At 67.0% G+C, this 26,031-nt stretch carries 24 protein-coding genes and 1 tRNA gene; 11 read left to right on the top strand and 14 right to left on the bottom strand.

The window, feature by feature from the left end; translation table 11 throughout:
* The first annotated feature begins 47 nt into the window (after nt 1-47).
* Nucleotides 48-1,352 carry an FAD-dependent oxidoreductase gene (locus QXH22_RS06430; RefSeq protein WP_306241882.1) on the top strand — a complete coding sequence of 435 codons (1,305 nt, stop codon included), beginning with the start codon at nt 48-50 and terminating at the stop codon, nt 1,350-1,352.
* Here QXH22_RS06430 and QXH22_RS06435 read toward each other — a convergent pair.
* Nucleotides 1,329-2,159: an enoyl-CoA hydratase/isomerase family protein gene (locus tag QXH22_RS06435; RefSeq protein ID WP_306241883.1), complete on the bottom strand. Its 831-nt coding sequence runs from the start codon at nt 2,157-2,159 to the stop codon at nt 1,329-1,331. The two genes, QXH22_RS06430 and QXH22_RS06435, sit on opposite strands and share 24 nt — an antisense overlap.
* A complete protein-coding gene (locus QXH22_RS06440; protein ID WP_306241884.1) occupies nt 2,159-2,593 on the bottom strand; it encodes a nuclear transport factor 2 family protein in 435 nt (144 codons plus the stop codon). The genes QXH22_RS06435 and QXH22_RS06440 overlap by 1 nt, the downstream gene beginning before the upstream one ends.
* Nucleotides 2,594-2,656: 63 nt before the next feature.
* Here QXH22_RS06440 and QXH22_RS06445 point away from each other — a divergent pair, with 63 nt between their 5' ends.
* Nucleotides 2,657-3,283 (top strand): TetR/AcrR family transcriptional regulator, encoded by a 627-nt coding sequence (locus QXH22_RS06445; RefSeq protein ID WP_306241886.1) that lies wholly within the window; start codon nt 2,657-2,659, stop codon nt 3,281-3,283.
* On the opposite strand, the gene QXH22_RS06450 is transcribed toward QXH22_RS06445, so the two are convergent.
* Nucleotides 3,259-4,608, bottom strand: a complete 1,350-nt coding sequence (locus QXH22_RS06450) for a DUF5933 domain-containing protein (RefSeq protein ID WP_306275197.1) — start codon at nt 4,606-4,608, stop codon at nt 3,259-3,261. The two genes, QXH22_RS06445 and QXH22_RS06450, sit on opposite strands and share 25 nt — an antisense overlap.
* Before the next feature lie 179 nt (nt 4,609-4,787).
* Nucleotides 4,788-6,038 (bottom strand): KasA/KasB family beta-ketoacyl-ACP synthase, encoded by a 1,251-nt coding sequence (locus QXH22_RS06455; protein WP_306275198.1) that lies wholly within the window; start codon nt 6,036-6,038, stop codon nt 4,788-4,790.
* Between the two features lie 272 nt (nt 6,039-6,310).
* Between QXH22_RS06455 and QXH22_RS06460 the strand changes: the two genes are divergently transcribed.
* Nucleotides 6,311-7,600: an alpha/beta hydrolase family protein gene (locus tag QXH22_RS06460; RefSeq protein ID WP_306275199.1), complete on the top strand. Its 1,290-nt coding sequence runs from the start codon at nt 6,311-6,313 to the stop codon at nt 7,598-7,600.
* Here the strand turns inward: QXH22_RS06460 and QXH22_RS06465 are convergent.
* Entirely contained in the window at nt 7,555-8,664 is a 1,110-nt protein-coding gene (locus tag QXH22_RS06465; RefSeq protein WP_306275200.1) for a phosphotransferase, read from the bottom strand. The genes QXH22_RS06460 and QXH22_RS06465 overlap by 46 nt on opposite strands.
* Nucleotides 8,665-8,766: 102 nt before the next feature.
* Here QXH22_RS06465 and QXH22_RS06470 point away from each other — a divergent pair, with 102 nt between their 5' ends.
* A complete protein-coding gene (locus QXH22_RS06470; protein ID WP_306275201.1) occupies nt 8,767-9,393 on the top strand; it encodes a TetR family transcriptional regulator in 627 nt (208 codons plus the stop codon).
* Between the two features lie 26 nt (nt 9,394-9,419).
* Here the strand turns inward: QXH22_RS06470 and QXH22_RS06475 are convergent, their stop codons facing one another.
* Both QXH22_RS06475 and QXH22_RS06480 read right to left on the bottom strand, forming a co-directional pair.
* Nucleotides 9,420-10,364: an alpha/beta fold hydrolase gene (locus QXH22_RS06475; protein ID WP_306275203.1), complete on the bottom strand. Its 945-nt coding sequence runs from the start codon at nt 10,362-10,364 to the stop codon at nt 9,420-9,422.
* A gap of 167 nt (nt 10,365-10,531) precedes the next feature.
* Nucleotides 10,532-10,605, bottom strand: a tRNA-Met gene (locus QXH22_RS06480).
* A 151-nt stretch (nt 10,606-10,756) separates the two neighbouring features.
* On the opposite strand from QXH22_RS06480, the gene QXH22_RS06485 reads away from it, so the two are divergent.
* Complete coding sequence (locus QXH22_RS06485) at nt 10,757-11,959, top strand: RtcB family protein (protein ID WP_306275204.1); 1,203 nt, start codon at nt 10,757-10,759, stop codon at nt 11,957-11,959.
* A gap of 3 nt (nt 11,960-11,962) precedes the next feature.
* On the opposite strand, the gene QXH22_RS06490 is transcribed toward QXH22_RS06485, so the two are convergent.
* Entirely contained in the window at nt 11,963-12,463 is a 501-nt protein-coding gene (locus tag QXH22_RS06490; RefSeq protein ID WP_306275205.1) for a Dps family protein, read from the bottom strand.
* A 19-nt stretch (nt 12,464-12,482) separates the two neighbouring features.
* Nucleotides 12,483-13,133, bottom strand: coding sequence for an HD domain-containing protein (locus QXH22_RS06495; protein ID WP_306275206.1), 651 nt, complete (start codon nt 13,131-13,133; stop codon nt 12,483-12,485).
* A 135-nt stretch (nt 13,134-13,268) separates the two neighbouring features.
* Between QXH22_RS06495 and QXH22_RS06500 the strand changes: the two genes are divergently transcribed.
* The gene (locus QXH22_RS06500) at nt 13,269-14,183 is read left to right on the top strand and encodes a GlxA family transcriptional regulator (protein ID WP_371934210.1); all 915 of its coding nucleotides are present in this window, start codon (nt 13,269-13,271) and stop codon (nt 14,181-14,183) included.
* 4 nt (nt 14,184-14,187) lie between these two features.
* Here the strand turns inward: QXH22_RS06500 and QXH22_RS06505 are convergent, their stop codons facing one another.
* Together QXH22_RS06505 and QXH22_RS06510 are read right to left on the bottom strand one after the other, a co-directional pair.
* On the bottom strand, nt 14,188-17,169 hold the full coding sequence (locus tag QXH22_RS06505; RefSeq protein WP_306241896.1) for a UPF0182 family protein: 2,982 nt from the start codon (nt 17,167-17,169) through the stop codon (nt 14,188-14,190).
* Nucleotides 17,170-17,238: 69 nt separating this feature from the next.
* Nucleotides 17,239-18,261 (bottom strand): PDZ domain-containing protein, encoded by a 1,023-nt coding sequence (locus QXH22_RS06510; RefSeq protein WP_306241897.1) that lies wholly within the window; start codon nt 18,259-18,261, stop codon nt 17,239-17,241.
* A gap of 78 nt (nt 18,262-18,339) precedes the next feature.
* Between QXH22_RS06510 and QXH22_RS06515 the strand changes: the two genes are divergently transcribed.
* The gene (locus QXH22_RS06515) at nt 18,340-19,710 is read left to right on the top strand and encodes a zinc-dependent metalloprotease (RefSeq protein WP_306241898.1); all 1,371 of its coding nucleotides are present in this window, start codon (nt 18,340-18,342) and stop codon (nt 19,708-19,710) included.
* Between the two features lie 37 nt (nt 19,711-19,747).
* Nucleotides 19,748-20,587, top strand: coding sequence for a cyclodehydratase (locus tag QXH22_RS06520; protein ID WP_306241899.1), 840 nt, complete (start codon nt 19,748-19,750; stop codon nt 20,585-20,587).
* On the opposite strand, the gene QXH22_RS06525 is transcribed toward QXH22_RS06520, so the two are convergent.
* The gene (locus QXH22_RS06525; RefSeq protein WP_306241900.1) at nt 20,584-20,757 is read right to left on the bottom strand and encodes a hypothetical protein; all 174 of its coding nucleotides are present in this window, start codon (nt 20,755-20,757) and stop codon (nt 20,584-20,586) included. The two genes, QXH22_RS06520 and QXH22_RS06525, sit on opposite strands and share 4 nt — an antisense overlap.
* A 122-nt stretch (nt 20,758-20,879) precedes the next feature.
* Between QXH22_RS06525 and QXH22_RS06530 the strand changes: the two genes are divergently transcribed.
* Nucleotides 20,880-22,223, top strand: a complete 1,344-nt coding sequence (locus QXH22_RS06530; protein ID WP_306241901.1) for an AarF/ABC1/UbiB kinase family protein — start codon at nt 20,880-20,882, stop codon at nt 22,221-22,223.
* A gap of 7 nt (nt 22,224-22,230) precedes the next feature.
* Here QXH22_RS06530 and QXH22_RS06535 read toward each other — a convergent pair whose 3' ends face one another.
* A complete protein-coding gene (locus tag QXH22_RS06535; RefSeq protein WP_306241902.1) occupies nt 22,231-22,494 on the bottom strand; it encodes a WhiB family transcriptional regulator in 264 nt (87 codons plus the stop codon).
* 372 nt (nt 22,495-22,866) lie between these two features.
* Nucleotides 22,867-24,966 carry an ATP-dependent DNA helicase UvrD2 gene (locus tag QXH22_RS06540; RefSeq protein ID WP_306244373.1) on the bottom strand — a complete coding sequence of 700 codons (2,100 nt, stop codon included), beginning with the start codon at nt 24,964-24,966 and terminating at the stop codon, nt 22,867-22,869.
* Between the two features lie 99 nt (nt 24,967-25,065).
* On the opposite strand from QXH22_RS06540, the gene mrx1 reads away from it, so the two are divergent.
* Together mrx1 and QXH22_RS06550 are read left to right on the top strand one after the other, a co-directional pair.
* The gene (mrx1, locus tag QXH22_RS06545; RefSeq protein WP_306241903.1) at nt 25,066-25,311 is read left to right on the top strand and encodes a mycoredoxin Mrx1; all 246 of its coding nucleotides are present in this window, start codon (nt 25,066-25,068) and stop codon (nt 25,309-25,311) included.
* 70 nt (nt 25,312-25,381) lie between these two features.
* A complete protein-coding gene (locus QXH22_RS06550; protein WP_306241904.1) occupies nt 25,382-26,023 on the top strand; it encodes a sensor domain-containing protein in 642 nt (213 codons plus the stop codon).
* Nucleotides 26,024-26,031: the final 8 nt, after the last annotated feature.

Here is a 26,031-nt window from a genome sequence, read left to right on the forward strand (position 1 = left end):
CTAATTCGGTCGGTTGACCGACTTATTCTGGACGCGGGAGGCACTCGGTGCGGAACTCAACGGTTGTCGTGGTGGGCGCCGGTTTATCCGGACTGACCGCTGCGCACGAGCTCGATCGCCGCGGCATCGACGTCATCGTCCTCGAAGCGGCCGATCGCGTGGGCGGGCGCGTGCTGGGCCGGACCAGCACGCTGGGGTCGCGTTTCGACCTCGGTGGGCAGTGGATCGGCCACGACCACCACCGGGTCAAGGAGTTGGCCACCGAGCTGGGCGTGACGGTGTTTCCCATGCACACCGGGACGCTGCCCACCGTGATCGACGGCCCGCGGCGGGTTTCACCACTGGGCCCGTCGATGCTCGTCTCGGCTCTGGCGCTGACCGGGATCGGCGTGCTGGCACGGCTCGGGGCACCGGCCGGATTCAACGCGACGACACTCGACCGCTGGCTGAGCAAGGTGCCGGGCCGTACCGCTCGGCGACTGCTCGAGGTGGTGGCCCTGATCTCGTGGACCGGCGATCTCGACCGGCTGTCGGTGCGGGCTGCCACGGACATGATCCGTCACCAGGGAGGCCTGCTGACGATTCTCGGGACCAAAGGCGGCGCCCAGGAATCATTGCTGGTCGAGAGCGCCGGGGCGCTGGTCGAGCGGTTGGCGGCAGGGCTGGGCCCGCGGGTGCGCACCGGACATCGGGTGACCTCGATCGAGTGTGGCGACCGGGTGCTGCTTCGCACGCCGTCAGGGGTTGTGCAGGCCGACAAGGTGATCGTCACGGTGCCGCCGCCCGTAGCGTCGCGGATCGCGTTCGAACCCGCGCTACCCGCGGATCACGTTGCCCTGCAGTGCAATACATACATGGGGTCGGTCTTCAAGGCGGTCGCTGTCTATCAGCGGCCATTCTGGCGGGAACGGGGCGGCGGGGAGTTCCTCGTCCTGGGCAAACCCGGCAGCGCGGTTTTCGACACCTCCGCGCCGGGAGGACCCGGCCATCTGTGTGTGCTGGTCGGGGGCCCCGAGGCGCGCGAACTGTCCCTCCTGGACGACGCGGCGCGCCGCGAGGCAGTGCTGGCGCCGCTGGTGGCCCACATCGGTCATGAGGTGCTGCAGCCGGTCGACTGGCAGGAGAAGTCCTGGCACCTGGACGAATTCGTCGAAGGTGGGTACGTCGCACTGCCGAAACCCGGCACCACCGAGGGATTCGTGCCGATGGCATGCGCTCCGGTCGGCGACCTCCACTGGGCTGGATCAGAGACGGCCAGCGGGCATCCGGGCTATCTGGACGGGGCGATCGAAGCCGGCCGGCGCGCCGCCGCAGAAGTGACCGCTGCCCTACAGCCGTCCCTCGACCCGTAGTTTCGGGTGCACCCAGTTGGGCGATCGGCGTTCCTTGAAGGCCAGAAAGCCCTCGATCGACTCGGGCGCGCCGAGGCTGGACTGCATCCCGATCCGGTCGTAGAGGCCCAGGTAGCTGTCCAGGCTGGACTTGATCACTGCCCGGGCGGCAGGTGCGGTGCGGCAGCACTGTGCGAGCACTTCCCTTGCCGCAACGGGCAACTCGTCGTGGGCAACGACGCGCGCCACCATCCCCCACTCCAGCGCCTCGCGGGCGGACAGGGTGCGGCCGGTGAACATCAGGTCGCGGGTCCGTACCGGACCGATGAGCCGGGCGAGCATCTGGCTGTAATAGGTGTCGGCGATGCCGCGGTAGAGCTCGGGCACCCGGAAGGTGGCGCGGTCGCTGACCACGGCCATGTCGGCACACAGCGCGATCTGCAGTCCCCCGCCCTGACAGAGTCCGTTGACCGCGGCGACCACCGGCTTGGCGGACTGGCGCAGGGTATCGAAGGGCAGCGCGTCCATGCCGAGCGCCGAGCCGAAGGTCAGCCAGTTGTCACTACCGCCGCCGCCCATGTCGCCGCCGGGTGCGAAGACGTCCCCGGTGCCGGTGATGAGCAGGCCCGCCAGATCGGGATCGGAGCCGACGTGATTGACCGCGTACTTGATCCCGAAGTACATCGCCGGCGTCATCGCGTTGCGGGCTTCCGGCCGGTCCAGGGTGCAGACTCCGAAGGCGCCCTCGCGGGTGAACTTCAGAAACGGCGTTCCCAGCCAGTCGCCGTCGGGTGGCCTGGGGGCCGGTGGTTGCTGACCCTGCGTCATCAATGCCCTTGCTGTCCAGGCGCATTGGTGAACCACACGTTCTCCTCGCGTAGCTCGCGGCTGCGCCAGCCGTCTTGGGTCCGGACGAGTTCGTGGTGATAGTAGCCGCCGCATACGCTCATCTCCGCCGTGCCCGGCAGCTGCATCGGGTTGTAGAACATCGCCCGGACCCGCGCGGTGTCGCCGTCGATGTCGGCCTCGATGTTGGTGATGTAGTGCATGGTCCAGGGAATCACGGCCATTCCCTTGCTCAGCCAGTCGCTGACCTCATCGCGCGGGCCGGCGACCGCCCCGGCAGAGGTGTAGTCGATGACCGCGTCGTCGGTGAAGACCGAACGGTAGAGCTCCCAGTCCTTACCGTCGACGGCGCGCGCGTAGCGGTACAGCAGTGCGGCGATCTCGTGCTCGTCACTGATCTTCTGCGGATTTGTCATGATATGCCGTGACTCTAAAGATTTAGAGTCCTAGGCGCAATAGCCGGTATGATCCAGCCCATCGTGACTCCACACAGGGCCAAGGGTGAACACCGTCGCAGGTTGTTGTGCGACACCGCGATTCAGTTGCTCGCCGAGGAGGGCGCCAAAGGCCTGAGTCATCCGAAGGTGGATCAGCGGGCCGGCCTGCCCGCCGGCAGTACGTCGTTCTACTTCCGTACCCGCGCCGCGCTGCTGTTGGCGACCACCCGGCGGGTGTGCGAGCTGGACCTGGCCGACCTGTCCGCGGTGCTCGGACCCCGCGAGGACGACTCGGGCGGCATTTCTCCTCTGGCGGCCCTGATCATGCTCTCGGCGCAGGAGCCCCGGCTCAGCCGCACCAAGGCCCGGTTCGAACTCATTCTGCAGGCCAACAGGGACCCGGATCTGACGGCCGTGTTTCACGAGAACGTGCAGCTGCTCACCCGGATTCAGCGCGACATCGTCATCCGGTCGCAGCCGGGCCGTGAACTCGCCCCGGCGACCGTCGACGAACAGGTCTCTGCCACCTTGAATTTCGTCAGTGGCTTGTTCCTGCGGCTGGTCGCCAGCCAACGGGCGTTCGACGATGGCCACCATCTCGACCGGCTCCTCACCGGCATCATCAACGGCATCGCCGCGGCGCATCAGGACACAGCCGACGAACCCTGACCTACGAAAACGCCGCGTACCGGCAGGCTTCTGTCGTCGGCGGGCGCCGCCTGCCGGGCGAAGTAGGTCACGTAGAAGGCGGCGCTGAATGCCGCCAGCGTGCCGACGATGAGCACCCCGAAGGGCACCGAGAAGCGCGCCATGTCCGCCGCAAAATAGCGACAACACACCAACAATGCCGCCAGGAACGCGGCGCCGAAACCCGTCATGCCGATCCGCCACCACACCCGGTCGCGCACCGGTTCCCGCAACGCCGACTCCACCGTCAGGCACAGCACCCCGCCCGCCAGAAGATCGACGCCGTAGTGATACCCGAAGCCGAGGGTCGCGGCGACGGTGCACACCAGCCACAGCGCGCCACCTATCCGCAGCCACCGCGGTCCCCCGCGGGAGTGCAGGAACACCGCCAGCGCCCACGCCGTGTGCATTGAGGGCATGCAGTTGCGTGGGGTTGATCCGTCGAAGGCAATTGCCCTGGGCGACAAATTGATCCGCGGCACGGAGTGCGGCCAGAAGTCGCCGACTTCGAATCCCCGGCCCGCGCTCCCGAAGGCGAAATCCGGGCCGACCAACGGGAAGAACACGTAGATCAGCGGCCCGATCAGGCCGAGCACGAGGAATGTCGGGATCAGGAAATGCCGTGGCCAGCCGCCGATGCTGACGTTGCGCAGTTGATAGATCGCGACCACCATTGCCGCGACGGGCAATTCGATGTACACCCAGTGAAACGCCGCGTTGAGAACCGGACCACCCGCATGCAGGAGCCGGCCCAGTAGCCACGACGGTTGCGCGAGGGCGTGATCGGCCAGCAGTGCGTACTCGTCCATGACCACCGGCCGCAGGATCGCGGTAATGCGCAACCAGCTGTCGCCGACCTTCGTGGCGATGATGAGCAGCAGGCCGAAAGCGACTCCCCGCAGGGCCGTGCCGTGTTCCTCCCTGGCCCAGCGCCGCCACGCGACGATCACCGCCAAACCGGTGAGCACGATCAGCGGACCGTTGCCGAGCGTCCACGCACCCCCTCGCGCCAGCCGCACCGCCGCGAAAACCACGTCAAGGGCCGCTGCCAGCGACAACGACCAGAGCCGGTAGTGGCGCGACAACCCGACCATCGCCACGCCCAGACTCACCCACGGAACGGTGGCCGACGTCGGCGTGCCGAAATAGTCGCCGGCCAGGCTGCGCAGCGGACCCACAAACCCCGAGCCGCTGGCCGTGATCTGCAGGCCGATCAATACGGCAGCGATGAGCGCGACGGCGGTCGGCGCCCACAGGCGGCCCGCCTGGGATCGCCACTGCGCTGCGCGCAGCTCGCCGGTGAACACCCGACGAATAATAGGTGTCAGGTTGGCGTCCCGGGCAAGACTGGGTGGATGCGCGCCCCGGTGTGTCTACCCCTGGGGGCGGCGCCGGACACCGAAAACCGGGACGAGACCCGAGTGATTGTCGATGTCGGAATGGGCGACCGGTTGGCCGGGCCGACGACGTCGGGGGCGCAAGTGAGTCAGGCCGCGCCGAACACCACCGCGACGTTGTTTCCGCCGAAGCCGAACGACTCTGCGACGGCGTAGCGGTAATTGCCGCGACGCGGCTCGCCGGCGACGACGTCCAGCGCGACTTCAGGGTCCGGTTCGGTGAAATTCAAAGTGGGCGGCACGATTTGGTCACGCAGCGCCTGAACGGTGAGCACCGCCTCGATCGCGCCGGCCGCCCCCAGTGAATTTCCCAGTGCAGCCTTCGGCGCGTATACGGCGGGCGAGTGCTCACCGAGTGCCCGGTGGATCGCGCGCGCCTCGGCCGCGTCACCGAACGTGGTTCCCGTCGCGTGCGCCTTGACGAGGTCGATGTCGGCCGGCGCCAGTCCGGCCAGGTAGACGGCACGGCTGATGGCGTCGCCGGCGCGCTCACCGGCCGGGTCCGGCAGCACGGCGTCGCATCCGTCGGACGTGACGGCGGCGCCCATCAGCCGGGCCAGGATGGGCGCGCCCCGCGCTTTCGCGTGTTCCTCGGTCTCCACCAGCATCATCGCGCCGCCTTCGGCCAGCACCATGCCGTCGCGGTGCTTGTCGAACGGGCGGCAGGCACCGGTCGGGTCGTCGTTGTTGGTGGAAAGCATGCCGAGCTGCCAAAACGTGGCCAGGGGAACCGCCTCGATCACGGTCTCGACACCGCCGCAGATCGCCATGTCGGCTTCTCCGAGGACGATGTTCTGCCACGCTTGCGCGATGGCCGCGGTGCCTGACGCGTCAGCCATCACCGACGTCTCGACGCCCGCTTTCGCCTCGCGGTCCAGTCCGATCACCGCAGCAGGCGCGTTCGGCATGTATTTCTGCACCGAAATCGGCGAGATCGCCTTCAGGCCCTTGACCTTCCAGATGTTGTGCCAGAGCGGGATGTCCTCGGTGCTGCCCAAGCCCAGGCCGACCGACACCATCAGCCGATTGGTGTCGACCTCGGGCGAGCCGGCCTGCTCCCACAGGCGCCGGCTCACCACCGCCGACAGCTTCTGCATGAACGCGAACCGGCGCAACTCGACGCGGCCGAATTGCTCGTCCAGATCTTCGCGTAACGGACCCCCGATGCGCACCGGCGAATCGAATTCGGTGACGAAGTCCTTATCCAATTTGCGAATTCCGCTGCTGCCCTGCAACAGTTGCTGCCAGGTTTCCTCGGCATCTGGGGCGAGTGACGTCGTGGACGCCACCCCGGTGACGACGACGTCAGGGAAACCTTCACCCGTTCTCAGTGCTGCCATGCCGATCCCTCGTGTCGAACATCGACGTCACGTCCCCCTCCAGGTGCCACGCCTGCCGTAGGTATCAACTTCCCAGGAAGTGCCGGCGAAAACCCGTCATGGGCAAATCGCACCATGATGATAAACAGCCCCGCAGAAGCCGAAAAGACCTCGTCGAACTCCGGCGGCGGCGTGCCACGTTTTCACCGCTCGGCTGCGGGTAACACTGTCGATCTGCCGAATGAAGGGTCGCCGTGGGGCACGCCTCGCTGATGCATGGAACTATTCCCGCCGTGGTGCAATTCGTCACCGCTGTGGCGCTGCTTTATGGAATCGGGTGGCGTGGGCGGCGGTGGCGCCTGGTGTGGATTCCGTCGGCAGTCACCGCGGGGGCGGTGACCGTCGCGGCGGCGCATTGGGCGTACGACACGCTCGGAATCGCCAGTGAGCCCGCGCCACGACGACTTTGGTTGTGGGTCTTCCTTTTCGGACTCGCCGCCGCCACGGCCGTTGCCGGGTGGCGTGGTGCCGGCGGATGGCGCCGCAATGCATCGGTATTCGCGACATCGTTCTGCTTACTGAGCACCGGTTTGACGATCAACAGCTGGCTGGGTTACTTCCCCACCGTTGATGCCGCATGGAGCCAGCTCACCAACAGGCCACTGCAGGATCAGGTTCACATCGGAACCGCCTACGCCCTGCAGCGCAAAGGCGCTGCGGTGCAACGCGGAAAGCTGGTGGCGGTGACGACGGGCACCAAGGTGTCCGGGTTTTCACACCGCCGCGACTGGGTCTACCTGCCGCCGGCCTGGTTCGCCGGGACACCGTCCACGCCGCTTCTGGCGATCCTGATGATAGGAGGCGAATTCGGCACTCCGGCCGACTGGATTCGCGTCGGCAATGCCACCACCGCCCTCGATGCGTACGCCGCCGCGCACGGCGGCAACGCCCCGATCGCTGTTTTCGCCGACGCCACCGGTGGATTCACGGTCGACACCGAGTGCGTCGACGGACCGCGCGGCAATGCCGCGGAGCACCTGACCGCGGAGGTGATTCCGGAAATCAATGAGCTGTTCGGCCTTGGCGGAGAGCCGAAGTGGGGCGTGGTCGGCTTCTCCTCCGGGGGTACCTGTGCCGTCGATCTGGCGGTGATGCACCCGAACACCTTCAGCGCTTTCGTCGACATAGGCGGCGATGTGGGCCCGAACGCCGGCAACCGGGAACAAACTATCGACCGGCTCTTCGGCGGTGAAGCGGATGCATACTGGCGGTTCGACCCCAGGACGGCGATCGGCCGGCATGGCCAGTACACCGACCTGTCCGGCCTGTTCGCGGTGCCCGGCACGTCTGGCGATCACGACGGCGTGGGGCAAGACGCCGCGGAGGCGCTGTGCGAGACAGGTGCCGCCAGCGGCATTGCCTGCGAGGTGATCGCGCTGCCCGGCAAACACGACTGGCCGTCGGCCGCGAATGCCTTTGCGGTGACGCTGCCGTGGCTGGCCGAGCGGCTGCGCACGCGAAGCGGTGCCGCTTCGCTTCAGCGGATCGACTCGATGGCACGACCGGAGTCCAGGTCGCGGTAGGCGGTCAGCAGCCGAATGTGGTTGCCCACGTTGATCTCCCAGCCGTAGTTCTCCACCGGGCAGGTAAGCCAACCGATGTAGGTGTTCCACGCCTGCGCACGGCGGTACTCCTCGAACGCCTCGGCGGGTGTCGGCAGATCCTCGATGCCGTGGCCGCGCAGCAGGCTCAGGTGCAAGTCGATGAGCCGTCGTTCGTGGGCGCGCCGTTGCGCGACGTCCAGTCCGGTGACGATCAGATAGGACAGGTCGTGCATGTAGTAGCCGCGGACGCTGAGCTGCCAGTCCACGAATCCCATTGAGCCGTCGGGGAGCACGAAGGTGTTGCCCACGTGGCAGTCACCGTGCACCAGAGTCTGCTGCAGCTGTGACTGATGGCGCTGGACCAGCTGCACCTTCTCGTACAGCGAGTCCGTGCTCTCGTTTACCGACTGCACCAATTCCCGCTTGTGCAGGTTGTTGCCCACCTCGTCGGCGATCATCGCCGGCACGAGATCGGGATGGGTGAACAGTTCGTGCAGTTCTCCGGCAACCTGCGTCTGCGCCCACTTGAGCTCGGGGGCCGACCAGTCGGCGCGCGTTCCCCAGTGCCGCGCATGGAATCCCGCGAGCTGCCGGATGGCGTCTTCCAGGCTCGCCAACGACGGCGATGACGCCACGGACGGAAACTGTGCCCCCCGGGCGGTGAGGTCCTCCAGGGCCAGGCCGAAACTTCCGGTGGCCGCGTCGAACCATGCCCCCAAGCATTGCGGGGTGCGAACCATGGTCCAGGGCCACAGGCGGCTGTACGCCTGAACCTCGTTGCGGTAGAGCGGATAGGCCGGCAGGTCCGGCCGAGCGAGCTTCAGCACGACCCGCCGGGGCAGACCGGTACCCGCCCCGTCGTACGTCAGCTCCAGATCGACGCGTCCGGACGTCGACACCGCGTCGCCCTCACCCCACTGCCACACCCTGCGGACTCGGAGGTCGCGCACCCCGACGCCGGGATTGAGGGTGCCGATCAACTGCTCGATGAGCTCGGGCGTGATCGCTGCCGCATCGGTGGGGATTTGACCAAGTTCAGACATTGAGGACCCTCCGGAGTCTGAGCGGCAATCGGCCGCCCTGCCGTTTGGCACGCTAATACAAATGGGTTATTTCTGCAATACGATCGTGATAGAGTCTGCGGCGTGGAAGAGGGCAGCAGAGAACCCGCCCGGGTAACGCTCATCGACACCGCCGAACGGCTCATCGCCGAGCAAGGTCCCGCCGTGTCGCTGCGCCAGGTGGTAGCCGCAGCCGGGCAGCGCAACAGCGCCGCGATCCGCTACCACTTCGGCACCCGGGAACAACTCATCACCGCGGTCGTCGAGGCACGACAGAGCGTCTTCGAGCCGCAACGCCTCGAGCGGCTCGCCGCACTCGAGGCAGGAGCCGACTTCACCGCCCGCGGACTGCTGGAGGCGTTGCTCGGACCGGTCTTCGAATACCAGCGTGCGTGCGCTCCCGGCTTCCATGCGCGGTTCATGGAGAAGATCCGCGACTACCCGGGTATCGACCTCACCGGCCGGCGCGACTGGGCCGCGACCACCCTGATCGTGCGACGCCTCGAAGCCCTTGCCCCGCCCTGGCCGGACGCTCTTCGGGCGCTTCACACCCGGGGCTTGATCACCGTCGTCTTCGCCCTGCTCGCCGACCTTGAACGGGCACAGTACGAATCGGGTGAGGAGCGGACACTGGCGGAGCAGGCCACCCTGGAGATGGTGCTCGGGGTGGTCAACTCGGTCACCAATGACGGCGGCGACGGGCAGTCCTAAAGCCCAGTCGCAAGCCTCGATTCGAGCTATGGGCGCGTGGTTGCACCGATGAATTCCACCCCGGCGCGAATAGCGGGGCGGTGGCGCAGGATTCGGTAATGCGCTAAGCGGCCGAGCCCTTTGGTGGTCAGAAATTGTGCACCTTGCCACGCAGCGGCCAGTCGCTCGGTGGCGGCATAGGGGCTGTCCGGGTCGTCGGGGTCGTGGATCAGGAGCAATGGTGGGTAGTTGGCTCGCCGACCGATCCGCGTCATGTTCGTCTCTTCCAGCGGCATAGCGATTCGCTTTTCCAGCCGGCGGTGCAGACCCGCGCGGATCCGGCGACCGAAGCCGTGGCGTGCGGCGAACCAGTCGAGATAGAGGGGAAAATCGCCCATTGGCGCCAATAGGACCAAGCGCCCTACGGGTGCGCCCTGCGCCGCCGCCAGCGCAGTCGCGTTCGCTCCGAGTGAGTGAGCCACTACCGCATGGGCTGGCCCGTGGGCCTCGATCATGGCCGCAATCGCGTCGGCGCACTCGGTGGCGGTGGTACGCCCGGGCGCGAGCGCACCCGGATCGGATTCGTTGTGGCTGGGCAAGTCGAAAGCAACGACTCGATACCCAGCCTCCACCAGCGGTTTGACGAAGATTGCCAGATGCGCGCGCTGGCCGCCCCACCCATGGACCAGATAAATCGGCCGTCCCTCGCCCCACTCCTCGCCAGCGACCCGATGCCCATCCCAATACGCTTCTATCGGCCTGCCTGGGGACACACCCGGCGGCATGCGCAGACTAGATTCGAGAATCGGTGGGGTGCACCACAACTCGACTGCCCACCGTGATCCCAACGAGGGCGCGAAGCGCTCGAGCAGCCAGAAAAGTCGGCGCACTTTGGCATCGACCGGGGGAAGGACTCCGGAGCCGACGACATCGAGCGGGGCAATCGCGCCGGCCTGCGCTTGTGCCGACGGTCGAGGAGCTCCTTCAGTCATGATTCGCGATCGTAGCCTCCTCCCACCTACCGCCTGCTGAACCTTCGATTACTCGACCTCAAACGTGGACCGCCAAGAAAACGTTAGCTTGGCGAATGTTCCCCACGAGGTTCCTATCGGGAAAAAAAATGGCCCCCGGAGAAGTCTCCGGAGGCCATCCCACTTTGTAGCGGGGACAGGATTCGAACCTGCGACCTCTGGGTTATGAGCCCAGCGAGCTACCGAGCTGCTCCACCCCGCGTCGGTAAACGCAAGGTTACCCAACGCGTGGCGACCTCTCCAAATCGCGTGCTCACCAGCACTGAGGCAGCCGGCCCGGGCGAAAATCCGTTGCATCTGCCGCGCCACCGGGAATACCGTTCACCAGCCAACCCACGTTCAAGGAGACCGTCATGCCCGAACAGCTCGGGCCCAAGCTGCTCAACTTCGCCACAGACATCGCCGGCAACACCGTCGAGCAGGCCAAGGTCACCGCGTCGATGCCGTTCGTGCACCCGCACGTCTCACTGATGCCCGACGCGCACCTGGGCAAGGGGTCGGCGGTCGGAACCGTCATCCCCACCCGGGGCGCGGTGATCCCGGCTGCGGTCGGCGTCGACATCGGCTGCGGAATGGTCGCGGCCAAGACCCGATTCACCGAGCAGGACCTGGCCGACCGGTTTGGCGACTACCGACCCAAGCTGTCGGCACTGCGCCAAGCGGTCGAGGATGCGATCCCGCTTTCCCCCGGCAACTACAACAAGAGCCTGCAACGGTTTTCGTTCACCGCCCGCAAGCACGACGAGCTGCTGAAGCTACAGCAGGACCTCGACGTCGACCTGTCGCACAGCCCGAAGTGGTTGCAGCAGCTGGGATCTCTCGGCGGCGGCAACCATTTCATCGAACTGTGCCTGGACACCGACGACAACGTCTGGCTGTTTCTGCACAGCGGCTCCCGCGGCGTCGGCAACAAGATCGCCCAGCGGCACATCAAGATCGCCCTGGACCAGTGCACGGCCAACCCATCGATCAGGCTGCCGAACCGAGACCTGGCGTACCTTCAGGAGGGCACACCCGAATTCGACCGCTACATCAAGGATTTGACGTGGGCTCAGCGCTTCGCCTACCTGAACCGGGCCGAGATGATGGACCGGTTCATCCACGTGTTCGCGGAGTGGATCGGGGCCCAGGCGCAGCGCGTGGAGGTCGAGCGCATCAACACGCATCACAACTACACGGTGCCGACCACCATCCAAGGCGAAACCGTGTGGCTGACCCGCAAGGGCGCAATCGATGCCACCGAAGGCAAGCTGGGCATCATTCCCGGCTCGATGGGCACCCGCTCATACATCGTGCGGGGCAAGGGAAACGCAGACGGTCTGTGGTCGGCTCCGCACGGAGCCGGCCGGCGGTTCAGCAGGACCAAGGCCAAGGAACTGTTCAATGAGCAGGACCTGGCCGACGCAATGCTGGGCATCGAATACCGGCACGGCAGGGAGTGGATCGACGAGATTCCGCAGGCGTACAAGGATATTGACCAGGTCATGGTCGACGCCGCATCCCTGGTCGACGTGGTGACCTCGTTGCGGCAGATCCTGAACGTCAAGGGGACCTGAGCTTTACGCCGTCTCGGTCTCGGCCTTGAGCAGCCAAGCCTGCTTCTCCAGGTCGTCGATGATGGCGTGCAGTAGGTCCGCGGTGGTGGGGTCCGCGTCGTCGACGTCGTCGTGCACTGCGCGCAGGGTGCCTACGACGGCGTGAATCCGAGTGGTGATGATGTCGACGGTGTCGGCGACGCTGACCAACCCCGGCGGTGCCGCGGGCACGGTGGTGCCGGCGACGACCGTGTCGGAACGCCCGTCGGGAACGGCGTCCAGGGCGCGCATCCGTTCGGCGATCGTGTCGCTGGCTTCCCGCGCGACGTCGACCAGGCTGTCGAGTTGCAGATGCAGATCCCGGAAGTTCGTCCCGACGACGTTCCAATGCGCCTGCTTGGCCTGCAGGTGCAACTCGATCAGGTCGACGAGCACTTTCTGCAGATTGTCGAACAAGCCGGCTGGGGCCTGAAATCGGTTGATATCGTTGCTGTTACGGCGATTGGTGGAGACTGATGTGGTCACGGTCGGTCCTTTCGTTTGTTCATTCATCCCACCCGTTGCCCAGGATGATGTCGACGAAGTTCGCCCGCTGGAACGTCGGGTCGAAGTGCGCCAGCACGTCGTCGTTCATGGTGCCGAAAGTGCTGTCCGGGCGGTGCTTCATGCCGTCGTTGAAGGCGGCGATGATGCGGTTCTTGAAGTCCGGCCGAGGGTGCGCCGCAGTCACCGCGTCCCGTGCCTCCGGTGCCAGGTCCTCGCGGCCCATGCCCAGCACGTCGGTCTCCACACCGGCTGTGACCAAGGCGATTTCGGGGTCGAGGAACTCGGGCACGCCCGGCGTGGTGTGTAAGGCGATGCCCAGCCACACTTTTCGGGCGTCGGCCGGGTCGTGGCCGCGCTCCAGCAGGAAGTCGCGCGCCGCGTTGGCGCCGTCGACTTCGAAGCGCTGCGCCGACGTGCGGTAGCGCTCGGTCAAGCCGATGTCGTGAAACATCGCCCCTACGTACAGCAACTCGAGGTCGGGTTGCAGGCCCAGCCGGCGCCCCTGCAGGGCGCCGAAGAGATACACCCGCCGGGAGTGGTCGAAGAGCAGATCGTCTTCGGCGGCGCGGATGTAGTCGGTGACCTCGCGGACCAGTGGCGTGTCCGGGATGGCGATGCCGGCGATGGTGTCTATCGATTGAGTGCTCATCCGGTCAGTCTGCGGCGGTCAAACCCTGACGGCGGGTAGCCGTTTGCGCCGTCTTTCCCACAGAAAGCGACATGGCCGCAGAATGGACGGGTGGGGGCTCGCGTGATTGTGATCGTCGTCTTCGACGACGTGACGATGCTGGATGTCGCGGGAGCCGGCGAAGTGTTCGCCGAAGCCAACCGCGCCGGTGCCGACTATCAGCTCAGGATCGCGTCGGTGGACGGCCGCGACGTCACCACGTCGATCGGGACCCGGCTGGGCGTCACCGACGCAATCACGTCGATCGAATCCGCGGACACCGTCCTGGTCGCCGGCAGCGACGACCTGCCTCGGCGCCCCATCGACCCCTCCCTGGTCAAGGCCATCAGGTCGATCGCCGGCCGGACCCGCCGGCTGGCCTCCATCTGCACGGGATCGTTCATTCTGGCGCAGGCCGGGCTGTTGCAAGGCCGGCGCGCCACCACGCACTGGCATGACGTCCGGTTGTTCGCGCGAGCGTATCCCGACATCTCAGTTGAGCCGGACGCAATCTTCGTCCGCGACGGCGACGTCTTCACCTCGGCCGGGATATCGGCGGGCATCGATTTGGCGCTGGCTCTGGTCGAAATGGATTACGGCACAGAGCTGGTCCGCGCCGTGGCCCGATGGCTGGTGGTCTACCTCAAGCGCGCGGGCGGGCAGTCACAGTTCTCGGTACTGGTCGAGGCGGACCCGCCACCGCAGTCTCCGCTGCGCAAGGTCACAGCGGCGATCTCGGCCAATCCGGCCGACAACCACAGCGTGAACGTCCTTGCGCAGCGGGCCTCGTTGAGCACCCGGCAGCTGACCCGGCTCTTTCAGTCCGAACTCGGGACGACGCCGGCCCGCTACGTCGAGATGGTGCGCATCGACGCCGCCCGCGCTGCCCTCGACGCGGGGCGCAGCGTTGCGGAGACGGCGCGGTTGGCGGGGTTCGGCAGCGCCGAGAGCCTGCGCCGGGTGTTCGTCGACCACCTGGGCGTCACGCCAAAGGCCTACCGGGAGAGGTTCCGCACCGCGGCGCGCGGCTGAGCGCCTACTTCGTGTTGTTGAACTTCGTGATGGCTTCGTCCAGGCGCTGCAGCGCGGACCCGTAGCCGGCGAAGTCGCCCTTCTTCTGCGCGTCCCTGGCAGCGCCGATCGCCGCTTGGATCTCTTGCAGCACAGCGGCTTTGGCGGGCGACAGCGTGGTCGACGCGTCAGGCGGGGGCGGTATCGCCGCCGTCGGCGGTGGTGTCCCCGGCCCGTTGGCCGGCGGCGGAGGATTGGCCGGCGGGGCGGCCGGCACTCCGGCGTCGGTGGGTTGGATTCCGGTCGCGGCGGCTCCCGCACCGGGGCCGAACAGCGCCGTCAGCGCATCACCCACGGTGGGCCCGTAACCGATCTTGTCGTTGTACATCATCGCCACGCGGATCAACCGCGGATACGACGAGGCCGCGTCACTGGCCCCCGGCGATGCGTAGACCGGCTCGACGTACAGCAGGCCACCCTGACCCACCGGGAGCGTGAGCAGATTGCCCCAGCGGATGCGGTTCTGGTTGTCACGGCCGATCACGCCGAGGTCCTGGGACACCGCGGGATCGGTGGTGATCGCGTTGTTGGCCAGCTTCGGCCCGTTGACCTGACCCGGGATGGTCAGCACCGTGATCTTGCCGTAGGTCGCGGGATCCGAACTGGCGCTGATGTAGGCGGCCAGGTAGTCGCGCTTGAACCTGTTCATCGCGCTGGTCAGCTGATAAGACGCCGAACTGTCGTTCTTGGCAATGTTTTTCGCGACGATGTAGTACGGCGGCTGGTAGCTGCTGGCGGTGGGGTTGGGGTCCAGCGGCACGTCCCAGAAGTCCGAGGTGGAGAAGAACGTCACCGGGTCGTTGACGTGGTACTTGGCCAGCAGCATGCGCTGCACCTTGAACAAGTCCTCGGGGTAGCGCAGGTGTTCGGCCAACTCGGGGCTGATGTCGCTCTTGGGCTTCACCGTTCCCGGAAACACCTGCATCCAGGCCTTGAGCACCGGATCGTTCTCGTCCTGCTGATACAGCGTCACGGTGCCGTCGTAGGCGTCCACGGTCGCCTTCACCGAATTGCGGATGTAGGAGACCTTCTTGTCGGGCGCCAGCCGGTTAAACGCCACCTCGGTCGAGTCGGCCGTCGCCGAGGACAGCGAGGTGAGCTCGGAGTACGGGTAGTTGTCCAGCGTGGTGTAGCCGTCGATGATCCACACCATCCGCTTGTTCACGATGGCCGGGTACACCGCGCTGTCGGTGGTCAGCCACGGCGCCACCGCCTCCACCCGCTGGGCGGGGTCGCGGTTGAACAGGATCCGGCTATTGGAGCCGATCACGTTGGAGAACAAGAAGTTTCGTTCGGCGAACTTCGCGGCGAACACGCTGCGGGAGATCCAGCTGCCGATCGCCACCCCGCCGGCACCGGTATAGGTGTAGTTCTTGGTCTCGGTGCTGGTCTCGTAGTCGTACTCGCGGTCGGCCCCGGTCTTGCCGACGATCGCGTAATCGGCGGCCGCGTTGGCGATGACCGGCCCGAAATAGACCCGCGGCTGGTCCAGCTGGGCCGGGCCGTCCGACACGATGCTGCCGTTCGCCCCGACGACGTTGACCAGGAACTGCGGGTAACCGCCGTTCTGGTTCGGGTCGTTGGCGATGCCGCGCACCGTGTTGGCCGGCGAAGCGATGAAGCCGTTGCCGTGGGTGTAGACGGTGTGCCGGTTGATCCAGTCGCGCTGGTTATCGATCAGCCGGTCCGGGTTGAGTTCCCGGGCGGCAACCACGTAGTCGCGCAAACTGCCGCCACGGTCCTGGTAGCGGTCGATCGACAGCTGGTCGGGGAAGTAGTAGAAGTTCTTACCCTGCTGGAACTGGGTGAACGCCGGGCTGACGATGGTCGGGTCGAGCAGGCGGATGTTGGAGGTGGTAGCGCGGTCGGCGGCCACCTGCTGCGCGGTCGCCTGCCCGTCGCCGGTGTAGTTGCGGTAGGTCACCACGTCCGGCGTCAGCCCGTAGGCCTGTCGGGTAGCCGCGATACTTCGGCTGATGTATTCGCTTTCCTTCTGCGCCGCATTGGGTTTGACGCTGATCTGCTCGACGATCAGCGGCCAGCCCGCCCCCACGATCAGCGACGACAGCAACAGCAATACCAGGCCGATCGCGGGAATGCGCAAGTCGCGCAACGTGATCGCGGAAAACACCGCGGCCGCGCAGATCAGAGCGATCGCCATCAAAATCAGCTTGGCCGGCAGCACCGCGTTGATGTCGGTGTACCCGGCTCCGGTGAACGGCTTGCCTCCGCGGGTGTGTGAGAGCAGCTCGTAGCGGTCCAGCCAGTACGCCACCGCCTTGAGCACCACCAACACCCCGACCAGGCTGATCAGCTGGATGCGCGCCGAGCGGCTCAACGCCCCCGCCCGCCCGGACAGCCTGATCCCGCCGAACAGGTAGTGCGACACCAGATTAGCCACCAGGGCCAGGAACACCGCCACGAACAGGTAGCTGAGCACCAGCCGGTAGAACGGCAACTCGAACGCGTAGAAGCCGAGGTCCTTGCCGAACTGCGGATCGGCGATGCCGAAGTCGCCGCCGTGCAGGAACAACTGAATGCGCACCCAGTAGCTCTGCGCCACCATTCCGGCCAGCAAACCGATCGCCGTCGGCACCCCGATGCCCACCAATCGCAGCCGGCTCAGCACGACAACCCGATAGCGCGCCACCGGATCGTTGTCGTTGCTCGGGACGAACACCGGGCGGGTGCGGTAGGCCAGCGCGAGCCCGCCGAACACGATGCCGCCCACCAGCAGACCTGCCACCAGGAACACCACGATGCGGGTGACCAGCACGGTGGTGAACACCGAGCGGTAGCCCAGCTCGCCGAACCACAGCCAGTCGACATACGCGTCGATCAGCCGGGGGCCGGCCAGCAACAGCACGATCACACCCAGCGCGATCAGGATCAGAATCCGGCTACGCCGAGTCAACTTCGGCATCCTTGCGGTGGGCCGCATTCCCACTGGCTACGCTCCCTGCTTCGTTTTCCCGATGGCGACAACTGTACGCAAGTGGCCTGACTGGCAGCTCGGCTAGCAGCTCGGAGTGGCCGCCCCCGACGTCATCGCATGCAGGGCGTCCACCGCGGAACCGAGCGTTTCGACCTTCACCAGCTTGAGCCCCGACGGAATGTCGGACATCGCCTCGTAGCAGTTCTTCGCGGGCACCAGGAACACCGAGGCGCCGGCGGCACGGGCCGCGGCCATCTTGTGCGTGATGCCGCCGATGGGACCCACCTTGCCGTCGACGGTGATCGTGCCGGTGCCGGCGACGAACGTCGAACCGGCCAGGTCACCGGTGGTGAGCTTGTCGACGACGGCGAGGCTGAACATCAGCCCGGCCGACGGCCCGCCGATGTTGGCCAGGTTGAAGTCGACGGTGAACGGTGCCCAGGGCGCGTCGAGCACCGCCACGCCCATGAACCCGTAGTCGCGGTCCTTGTTGGTGCCCAGCGTGATCTCTGCGATGCCGGCCGGCTCATTCTTGCGGCGGTAGTCGATCGTCACTACCTGGCCGGGCTTGGATTTCTTGAGCAGCGAGGTGAACTCCTCGACGTTGGCCACCGGCGTCCGGTCGACGGCGTCGATCGCGTCACCGGGCTTCAACTTCCCGGCCGACGGGCCGGGGTCGGTGACCGTGGCGATAGTGACCGCTTCCGGGTACTTCAGGTAGCCCAGGGCGGCGTACTGCGCGCTGTCCTCGGAGTTCTTGAAATCGGCGTTGTTGGCCTGGTCGACCTCGTCGCGGGACTTGCCGGGCGGGTAAATCAGGTCGCGCGGCACCAGCTGCTCCTGACCCGAGATCCACAGACTCAGCGCCTCGCCCAGGGTCAGGTCGTCGCGCTGGGAAACCGTCGTCATGTTCAGGTGACCCGTCGTCGGGTGGGTCTGGGTGCCCTCGATCTGCACGACCTGCTTGCCGTCGACCTCGCCGAGCGTGTCGAAGGTCGGTCCCGGCCCCAGTGACACAAACGGGACCGTCACCACCGCGAGCAGCACCCCGAAGACCACGATGGGGACGAGCGCGACCATCAGGGTCAAAATCCGCCTGTTCACGCCGCTTACCCTAACCGGCGTGGCCTCGGACACGTTCAGCTGAGAGCGTGACCGTGCCGCGCGCTTTCCGTCAGCGTGGTGAGTACGGTTGACCTCATGGCTGACCTGCCTTTCGGCTTCTCCAGCGGAGACGACCCCGACCGTGAGAAGCGCGAGAAGAACGATCCCAACGCCGGCGCGGGCAACAACCCGTTCGGGTTCGGGGGTGACTTCGACATGGCCAACCTGGGCCAGTTGTTCACCCGACTGGGTGAGATGTTCGGCGGTGTCGGCAGCGCGATGGCGTCCGGCAAGGACGCCGGCCCGGTGAACTACGACCTGGCCCGACAGGTGGCGTCGGGTTCGATCGGGTTCGTCGCCCCGATCCCGGCCACCACCAACTCGGCGATCGCCGACGCGGTGCACCTGGCCGAGACCTGGCTCAACGGCGCGACGGCACTGCCGGAAGGCACCACCAGAGCGGTCGGCTGGAGCCCGTCGGACTGGGTCGACAACACGCTGGGCACCTGGAAGCGGCTGTGCGACCCGATGGCCCAGCAGATCTCCTCGGTGTGGGCGCAATCGCTGCCAGAAGAGGCCAAGGGCATGGCCGGCCCGCTGCTGCAGATGATGTCGCAGATGGGCGGTATCGCCTTCGGTTCTCAGCTCGGCCAGGCACTGGGCCGGCTGTCCAAAGAGGTGCTGACGTCCACGGACATCGGCCTGCCGCTCGGACCCAAGGGGATCGCCGCCATCCTGCCGGACGCGGTGGAGTCCTTTGCCGAGGGCCTCGAGCAGCCGCGCAGCGAGATCATGACGTTCCTGGCGGCCCGGGAGGCCGCCCACCACCGCCTGTTCAGCCACGTTCCCTGGTTGTCCAGCCAGTTACTGGGAGCCGTCGAGGCGTACGCCGCGGGGATGCAGATCGATATGACCGGCATCGAAGAGCTGGCCCGGGATTTCAACCCGGCATCGCTGGCCGATCCGGCCGCCATGGAAAACCTGCTCAGCCAGGGCGTCTTCGAGCCGAAGGCCACGCCCGCGCAGACGCAGGCGCTCGAACGGCTCGAGACGCTGCTCGCCCTGATCGAAGGCTGGGTGCAGACGGTGGTGACCGCCGCACTCGGTGACCGGTTGCCCGGCGAGGCGGCGCTCAGCGAGACGCTGCGCAGGCGCCGCGCCAGCGGGGGCCCCGCCGAGCAGACCTTCGCGACCCTGGTCGGGCTGGAGCTGCGGCCGCGCAAACTGCGCGAAGCCGGTGCGTTGTGGCAGCGACTGACCGACGCCGCCGGGATGGATGCGCGGGATGCCGTGTGGCAGCACCCCGACCTGCTGCCCGGCGCCGACGACCTCGACGACCCGGCGGCCTTCATCGACCGGATCGTGGGCGGTGACACCAGCGGGATCGACGCGGCGATCGCCGAGCTCGAGGATGACATCCGGGACGACCCGGGTCCTGTGGATAACTGACCACAGCCGCGCGCCCGGCCTGGCACCGTGACATCTCATGGCGTCGGCCGCACCACCGTTGTTCTCCCTCGATCCGGCGATGCCGGTGCTGTTGCGGCCCGACGGTGTGGTGCAGGTCGGGTGGCATCCCCGCCGTGCGGTGCTGGTGCGTCCCCCGGGCGATCTGACCGCGCCGAATCTGGCGGCACTGCTGCGGTCCATGCGGTCGCCGGTGTCGCTCACCGAGTTGCAGCGCCAGGCCGGTGGGTTGGCCGGCGACGACCTGACGGATCTGCTCACCCAGCTGGTCGAGGCCGGAGTGGCCACCCGCGGCGGCGGCGACCCGTCGGGTCGGACGGCGTCGATCCGGGTGCATGGCCGGGGTCCCCTGTCCGACCTGCTGGTGCACGCGTTGCGCTCTTCGGGCGTGCGGACCGGGCACACCAGCCAGCCGCACGCTGCCGTCACAACGGCCAGCGTGGATCTCGTCGTGCTGACGGATTTCCTGGTGGCCGACCCGCGCATGGTGCGCGACCTGCACAACGCGGGTGTCCCGCATCTTCCCGTCCGGGTACGCGACGGCACCGGCCTGGTGGGGCCGCTGGTCCTGCCCGGTGTGACCAGCTGCCTGGGCTGTGCTGACCTGCACCGTCGCGACCGCGACGCGGCGTGGCCGGCCATCGCGGCGCAGCTGCGCGACACCATCGGGGTCGCCGATCGGGCCACCATCCTGGCCACCGCAGCGCTGGCGCTGAGCCAGGTCAATCAGGTCGTCGCGGCAGTGCGCGGGCAGCAGCCCGATCCGCCCGCAGCGCTCAACGCCACCCTGGAGTTCGATCTACGGGCGAGCACGATCATGGCCCGCCCGTGGACCCGGCATCCGCTGTGTACCTGCTAGCCGAGCCGGCCCTGCTCCGGAACGCAGGTCGAGATCGACGCGTAGGCACGGCCGAGGGTGTCCAGCACGTCCTCGGTCAGGGTGCGCTCGTTGCGGTGCTTGTCCAGCACCTCGATGATCGCTCGGAACAAGGAATCGGCGGCGTCGTGCTGCGATTGTCTGGCTGCCATGGCTGTTGGTGTCCACCCTCCGGACGTGGGGATCGATGCGTCACACGGATGCGCGACCCGAAGAGAGTACATATCCCAAAAGAACTACGACTCAAATCGATGCAGACGATGCGGTGGCCGTCGTGGATGATGGGGGTGTGTCAGAGATCAAGCGCGGCCGCGCCGCCCGCAATGCCAAACTCGCCAGCCTGCCGGTCGGCATGGCCGGCCGGGCGGCCCTCGGGTTCGGTAAGCGGCTGACCGGCAAGTCGAAGGACGAAGTCAACGCCGAGCTGATGGAGAAGGCCGCCAACCAGCTGTTCACCGTTCTGGGCGAGCTCAAGGGCGGGGCGATGAAAGTCGGGCAGGCGCTGTCGGTGATGGAGGCTGCCATCCCCGAGCAATTCGGCGAGCCGTACCGCGAAGCGCTGACCAAACTGCAGAAGGACGCTCCCCCGCTGCCCGCCGCCAAGGTGCACCGGGTTCTCGACGCCCAGCTGGGCACCAAATGGCGGGAACGCTTCACGTCGTTCAACGACACCCCCGTCGCCTCAGCCAGCATTGGCCAGGTTCACAAGGCCATCTGGTCCGACGGCCGCGAGGTGGCCGTCAAAATTCAGTACCCGGGCGCCGACGAGGCGCTGCGCGCCGACCTCAAGACGATGCAGCGCATGGTCGGGGTGTTCAAGCAACTCTCCCCCGGCGCCGACATCCAGGGCGTGGTCGACGAGCTGATCGAACGCACCGAGATGGAGTTGGACTACCGGCTGGAAGCCGACAACCAGCGCAAGTTCGCCAAGGCGTACGCAGGCCATCCCCACTTCGCGGTTCCGCACGTGGTGGCCAGCGCGCCGAAGGTGGTGATCCAGGAGTGGATCGACGGCATCCCGATGGCCGAGATCATCCGTCACGGCACCCCCGAGCAGCGTGACTTGATCGGCGTTCGGCTGCTGGAACTCACCTTTGACGCGCCGCGGCGGCTGGAAATGCTGCACGGCGACGCCCACCCGGGCAACTTCATGCTGCTGCCCGACGGACGGATGGGCGTCATCGACTTCGGCGCCGTCGCACCGTTGCCCGGCGGATACCCCATCGAACTCGGCATGACCATTCGGTTGGCCCGCGACAAGAACTACGACCTGCTGCTACCCACCATGGAGAAGGTCGGGTTCATCCAGAAGGGTCAGCAGGTCTCGGTCCGCGAGATCGACGAGATGTTGCGCCAGTACGTCGAGCCCATCGAGGTAGACGAGTTCCACTACACCCGTAAGTGGCTGCAGCGGATGACGGTGAGCCAGTTCGACCGCTCGGTGGCCCAGATCAAAACGGCGCGGCAGATGGACCTGCCGCCCAAGCTGGCGATCCCGATGCGGGTGATCGCATCGGTGGCCGCGATTCTGTGCCAGCTGGATGCGACGGTGCCCATCAAGGCGCTGTCGGAGGAGCTGATTCCCGGCTTCGCCGAACCAGACGCTGTCGTGGTTTAAGCGCCCGTCAGGCGGCCTCTTTGCGAGGCCGCCCTCGGGGACGCTTACGACCGACGACCGAGCCGCGCTCGAAGATCTCGCCACCCCAGACACCCCACGGCTCGGCTCGTTCCAGCGCCGCGGCCAGGCACTGGCGCCGCACCGGGCAGTGCACGCACAACGTTTTGGCACGTTCGAGGTCGGCCGGGGTTTCGGCAAACCATAGGTCGGGATCACCGGCATGACACGGCAGAGCCGGCTGCGTCCGTCTAGGGACTGTCGATGCCGACATGTCCTTTTCACCTGCTTCCTGGTCGGTTGGTTGTCCTTTGCGTGATCCGGACCAGGGAAGTTGTCTGCGGAGACAACGATGGCCACGGATCGACTTCCGGTCCGTGGCCATGTGGCGAAAACTGGCTGCTTACGTCTTTACGTTGAGCCTCACGGACGCTTCAGTCGCGGCGGCGACGCGGTGCTTGCCCGCTGCCGCCGGGGTAGCGGCGGCATGGCGGGCGGCGGCGCGTACGCCGTACAAATTCATCGAAATCATCGCGGGCCACCCTCCTTCCGTGTGCGCTACGAGCGGCCGACAAAATACGTTACCGAGACTAAACGGTACCGGCCGGGCTCGGCAACCGATTTTCTGACCTGCGGATATGCCGCTTCACTGAGCCTGCCGGACCAGCTCGAGCACGTCGGGGCCGTACTGCTCGAGTTTGCGGGCACCGATGCCGGGGATGGCGATCAGCGACGCCTCGTCGGTGGGCCGCAGTTCGGCGATCGCGATCAGGGTGTTGTCGCTGAACACGATGTAGGCCGGCACATTCTGTTCTTTCGCCGCTGCCAGGCGCCAGTCTTTAAGCTGCAGCAACAGTTCCTCGTCGACGTCTCCAGCGCAGGTTTCACATCGCCGCAGCATGATGGACGCCGGCGTGGAGAGGTCCTTGTTGCAGACTCGGCAGCGCGCCGGGCCCTTGTTGCGCCGCGACTTGCCGGGCGCGGCCTCCACCCGGGTCTGGGGGGCGATGCCGTTGAGGAACCGGGACGGCTTGCGGGTCTGACGGCCACCCTGGGACCGCGCCAGCGCCCAACTGAGCGCCAAATGCATTCTGGCCCTGGTGATTCCGACATAGAGCAGTCGGCGCTCTTCCTCGACCGGCTCGCTGTCGGCGCCGCGCGCCAGCGCGTGCGAGATCGGCAGGGTGCCGTCGGCCAGGCCGACCAGGAACACGGCGTCCCACTCGAGACCCTTGGCGGCGTGCAGGGACGCCAGTGTCACGCCCTGCACCACGGGTGGGTGCCGGGAATCGGCCCGCAACCGCAACTCGGCCACCAGACCCGGCAACTCCAGCCCCGGACGCTGGGCCACCTCGTCGTCGACCAGTTCGGCCAGTGCGGTGAGGGCATCCCAGCGGTCGCGGGCCTTGGTGCCGGCGGGTGGCTCCTGCGTCAGCCCGAGTGGCTCGAGGACGCCGCGGACGACCTCTGCCAGGTCGCCTTCGGGCCCGCGGTCGGCCGCGCGCTGCAACGCAAGCAGGGCCTGTTTGATCTCCTGACGATTGAAGAATCCCTCCCCGCCGCGGACCTGGTAGGCGATGCCGGCCTCGGTCAGCGCCTCCTCGTAGATCTCCGACTGCGCATTGACGCGATACAGGATCGCGATTTCCGATGCCGCAGTGCCGTTTTCGATCAGCTGCGCGATGGCGGCCGCGACCGAAGCGGCCTCGGTGTGCTCGTCGGGATGCTCCCGGAAGGACGGCGCCGGGCCGGGCGGCCGCTGACCGATGAGCTGTAGCTTGCTGCCCGCGACGCGGCCCCGGGCGGCGGCGATCACCTGGTTGGCCAGCGACACGACCTGCGGCGTGGACCGGTAGTCGCGTTCCAGGCGCACCACCGTGGCGTCCGGGAAACGCCGGGAGAAGTCCAGCAGAAAGCGCGGTGAGGCGCCGGTGAAGGAGTAGATGGTCTGGTTGGCGTCGCCGACGACGGTGACATCGTCGCGGTCGCCGAGCCAGGCCGACAGCACCCGCTGCTGCAGCGGGGTGACGTCCTGGTACTCGTCGACCACGAAGCAGCGGTAGCGATCGCGGAATTCGGCGGCCACCGCGGCGTCGTTCTCGATCGCTGCGGCGGTGTGCAGCAGCAGATCGTCGAAATCGAGCAGCGTCACGTCCTCGTCCCGGACCTTGAGCGCCTCGTAGGCGGCGTAGACGGCCACCACCTTCTCGGCGTCCAGCGGCGTGTCCCGCCCGGCCCCTGCCACCGCACCCGCGTACTGCTCGGGGGTGATCAGCGACGCCTTGGCCCACTCGATCTCGCCCGCCAGGTCGCGCACGTCGTCGGTGCTGACGTTGAACCGGCACCGGCTGGCCGCCCGGGCGACGACGGCGAACTTGGTGTCCAGCAGTTCCCAGCGGGTGTTGCCGACCACCCGGGGCCAGAAGTAGCGCAGCTGACGGTGCGCGGCGGCGTGGAAGGTGAGCGCCTGCACAGTGCCGACGCGCGAGCCATTCTGCGCCGCCGCGTCCAGCGCGCGCAGCCGGGACCGCATCTCACCCGCCGCGCGCTGGGTGAACGTGACCGCCAGCACCTGGCCGGCGGCGACGTGACCGCTGGCGACCAGCTGAGCGATGCGATGGGTGATGGTGCGCGTCTTGCCGGTGCCGGCACCCGCCAGCACGCAGACCGGGCCGCGCGGAGCGAGCACGGCTTCGCGCTGCTCGTCGTCCAGCCCCGAGATCAAGGCATCGGCCATCACCGGCATGCCGTCCATCTTGGCAGTGCCCGCCGACAAGCCGGGCGTGTCCCGGTTCTCGGCGGGCCGACACAGGAATGGTTCATCGTCGGGCTACGTTATCGAGTCATGACCAACGCTGCGCTGACCATGTACACCACCAGCTGGTGTGGCTACTGTTTCCGGCTCAAGACGGCGCTGAAGGCTCAGGGCATCGCCTATGACGAGGTCGATATCGAACAGGATTCTGCCGCCGCCGATTTCGTCAGCTCCGTGAACGGGGGCAACCGGACGGTGCCGACCGTGAAGTTCGCCGACGGGTCGACGATGACCAATCCGAGCGCGAGCGAGGTCAAGGCGAAGCTAACCGGCTGAACGCGGGCGGCCGACACGGGCGGCCAATTGGTGCGGACCGTCGCGTCCTGTCGCGCTTACGATAAGGACCATGGCAGGGGCGCTGGTCCGGCGGGCAATTTTCGTCGTGTTCTTCGCACTCGCCGCGCTCACCGCGTGCTCACACCAGAGCACCCCGGCAGCTCCCAGCACCTCGGCGGCCACCGGAGTAGACGCGCTGATCGTCAGCGTCGAAGACGTGCGGCGCATCGCCAACTACGAAGAGCTCACCACGCACGCCCATGCGAACCTCAATCACCCGCCGGCCGGCGACGTCAACGCGCCGGGGCCCTGCCGGGCGGCCGGCACCAGCGATCTCACCTTCGCCAGCGGCTGGACCGAGTTTCGCAGCGCGGGCTACAGCGGGGTGACCGACGACCTCGACCCGGGCGGCCGCACCATGAAGGACTCGGTGAGCCAGGCCGTCGCGATCTACCCCGATGCGCAGGCGGCCCGCTCTGCTCTCGATCAGCTGGAAGCCTCACTGAACGCGTGCGTCGCGTTGAACGACCCGAAGTACGCATTCAAGCTGGACAAGCCTGATGCGATGAGTCTGCGGATCACCGACAACGGGTGGAGTCACCAGTACCGGGCCCGCAAGTCGGTGTTGATGTCGGTCGGCGTGCTGGGCATCGAGCCGGCCGAGCGGATCGCCAGCACGATCCTGGACAACATCTGCGACCGCATCAAGTAGCGCGCCCG

Origin of the sequence: Mycobacterium sp. TY814, assembly GCF_030755175.1 — a bacterium.
Lineage (GTDB): Bacteria > Actinomycetota > Actinomycetes > Mycobacteriales > Mycobacteriaceae > Mycobacterium.

Excerpts from the sequence above, each read along its gene's own strand:
- QXH22_RS06500 (WP_371934210.1), top strand. The coding sequence starts at position 13,269 with ATGCTGGATGTCGCGGGAGCCGGCGAAGTGTTCGCCGAAGCCAACCGC.
- QXH22_RS06435 (WP_306241883.1), bottom strand. The coding sequence starts at position 2,159 with ATGACGCAGGGTCAGCAACCACCGGCCCCCAGGCCACCCGACGGCGAC.
- QXH22_RS06465 (WP_306275200.1), bottom strand. The coding sequence starts at position 8,664 with ATGTCTGAACTTGGTCAAATCCCCACCGATGCGGCAGCGATCACGCCC.
- mrx1 (WP_306241903.1), top strand. The coding sequence starts at position 25,066 with ATGACCAACGCTGCGCTGACCATGTACACCACCAGCTGGTGTGGCTAC.
- QXH22_RS06495 (WP_306275206.1), bottom strand. The coding sequence starts at position 13,133 with ATGAGCACTCAATCGATAGACACCATCGCCGGCATCGCCATCCCGGAC.
- QXH22_RS06485 (WP_306275204.1), top strand. The coding sequence starts at position 10,757 with ATGCCCGAACAGCTCGGGCCCAAGCTGCTCAACTTCGCCACAGACATC.
- QXH22_RS06540 (WP_306244373.1), bottom strand. The coding sequence starts at position 24,966 with ATGCCGGTGATGGCCGATGCCTTGATCTCGGGGCTGGACGACGAGCAG.
- QXH22_RS06520 (WP_306241899.1), top strand. The coding sequence starts at position 19,748 with ATGGCGTCGGCCGCACCACCGTTGTTCTCCCTCGATCCGGCGATGCCG.
- QXH22_RS06475 (WP_306275203.1), bottom strand. The coding sequence starts at position 10,364 with ATGACTGAAGGAGCTCCTCGACCGTCGGCACAAGCGCAGGCCGGCGCG.
- QXH22_RS06455 (WP_306275198.1), bottom strand. The coding sequence starts at position 6,038 with ATGGCAGCACTGAGAACGGGTGAAGGTTTCCCTGACGTCGTCGTCACC.
- QXH22_RS06535 (WP_306241902.1), bottom strand. The coding sequence starts at position 22,494 with ATGTCGGCATCGACAGTCCCTAGACGGACGCAGCCGGCTCTGCCGTGT.
- QXH22_RS06440 (WP_306241884.1), bottom strand. The coding sequence starts at position 2,593 with ATGACAAATCCGCAGAAGATCAGTGACGAGCACGAGATCGCCGCACTG.
- QXH22_RS06550 (WP_306241904.1), top strand. The coding sequence starts at position 25,382 with ATGGCAGGGGCGCTGGTCCGGCGGGCAATTTTCGTCGTGTTCTTCGCA.
- QXH22_RS06525 (WP_306241900.1), bottom strand. The coding sequence starts at position 20,757 with ATGGCAGCCAGACAATCGCAGCACGACGCCGCCGATTCCTTGTTCCGA.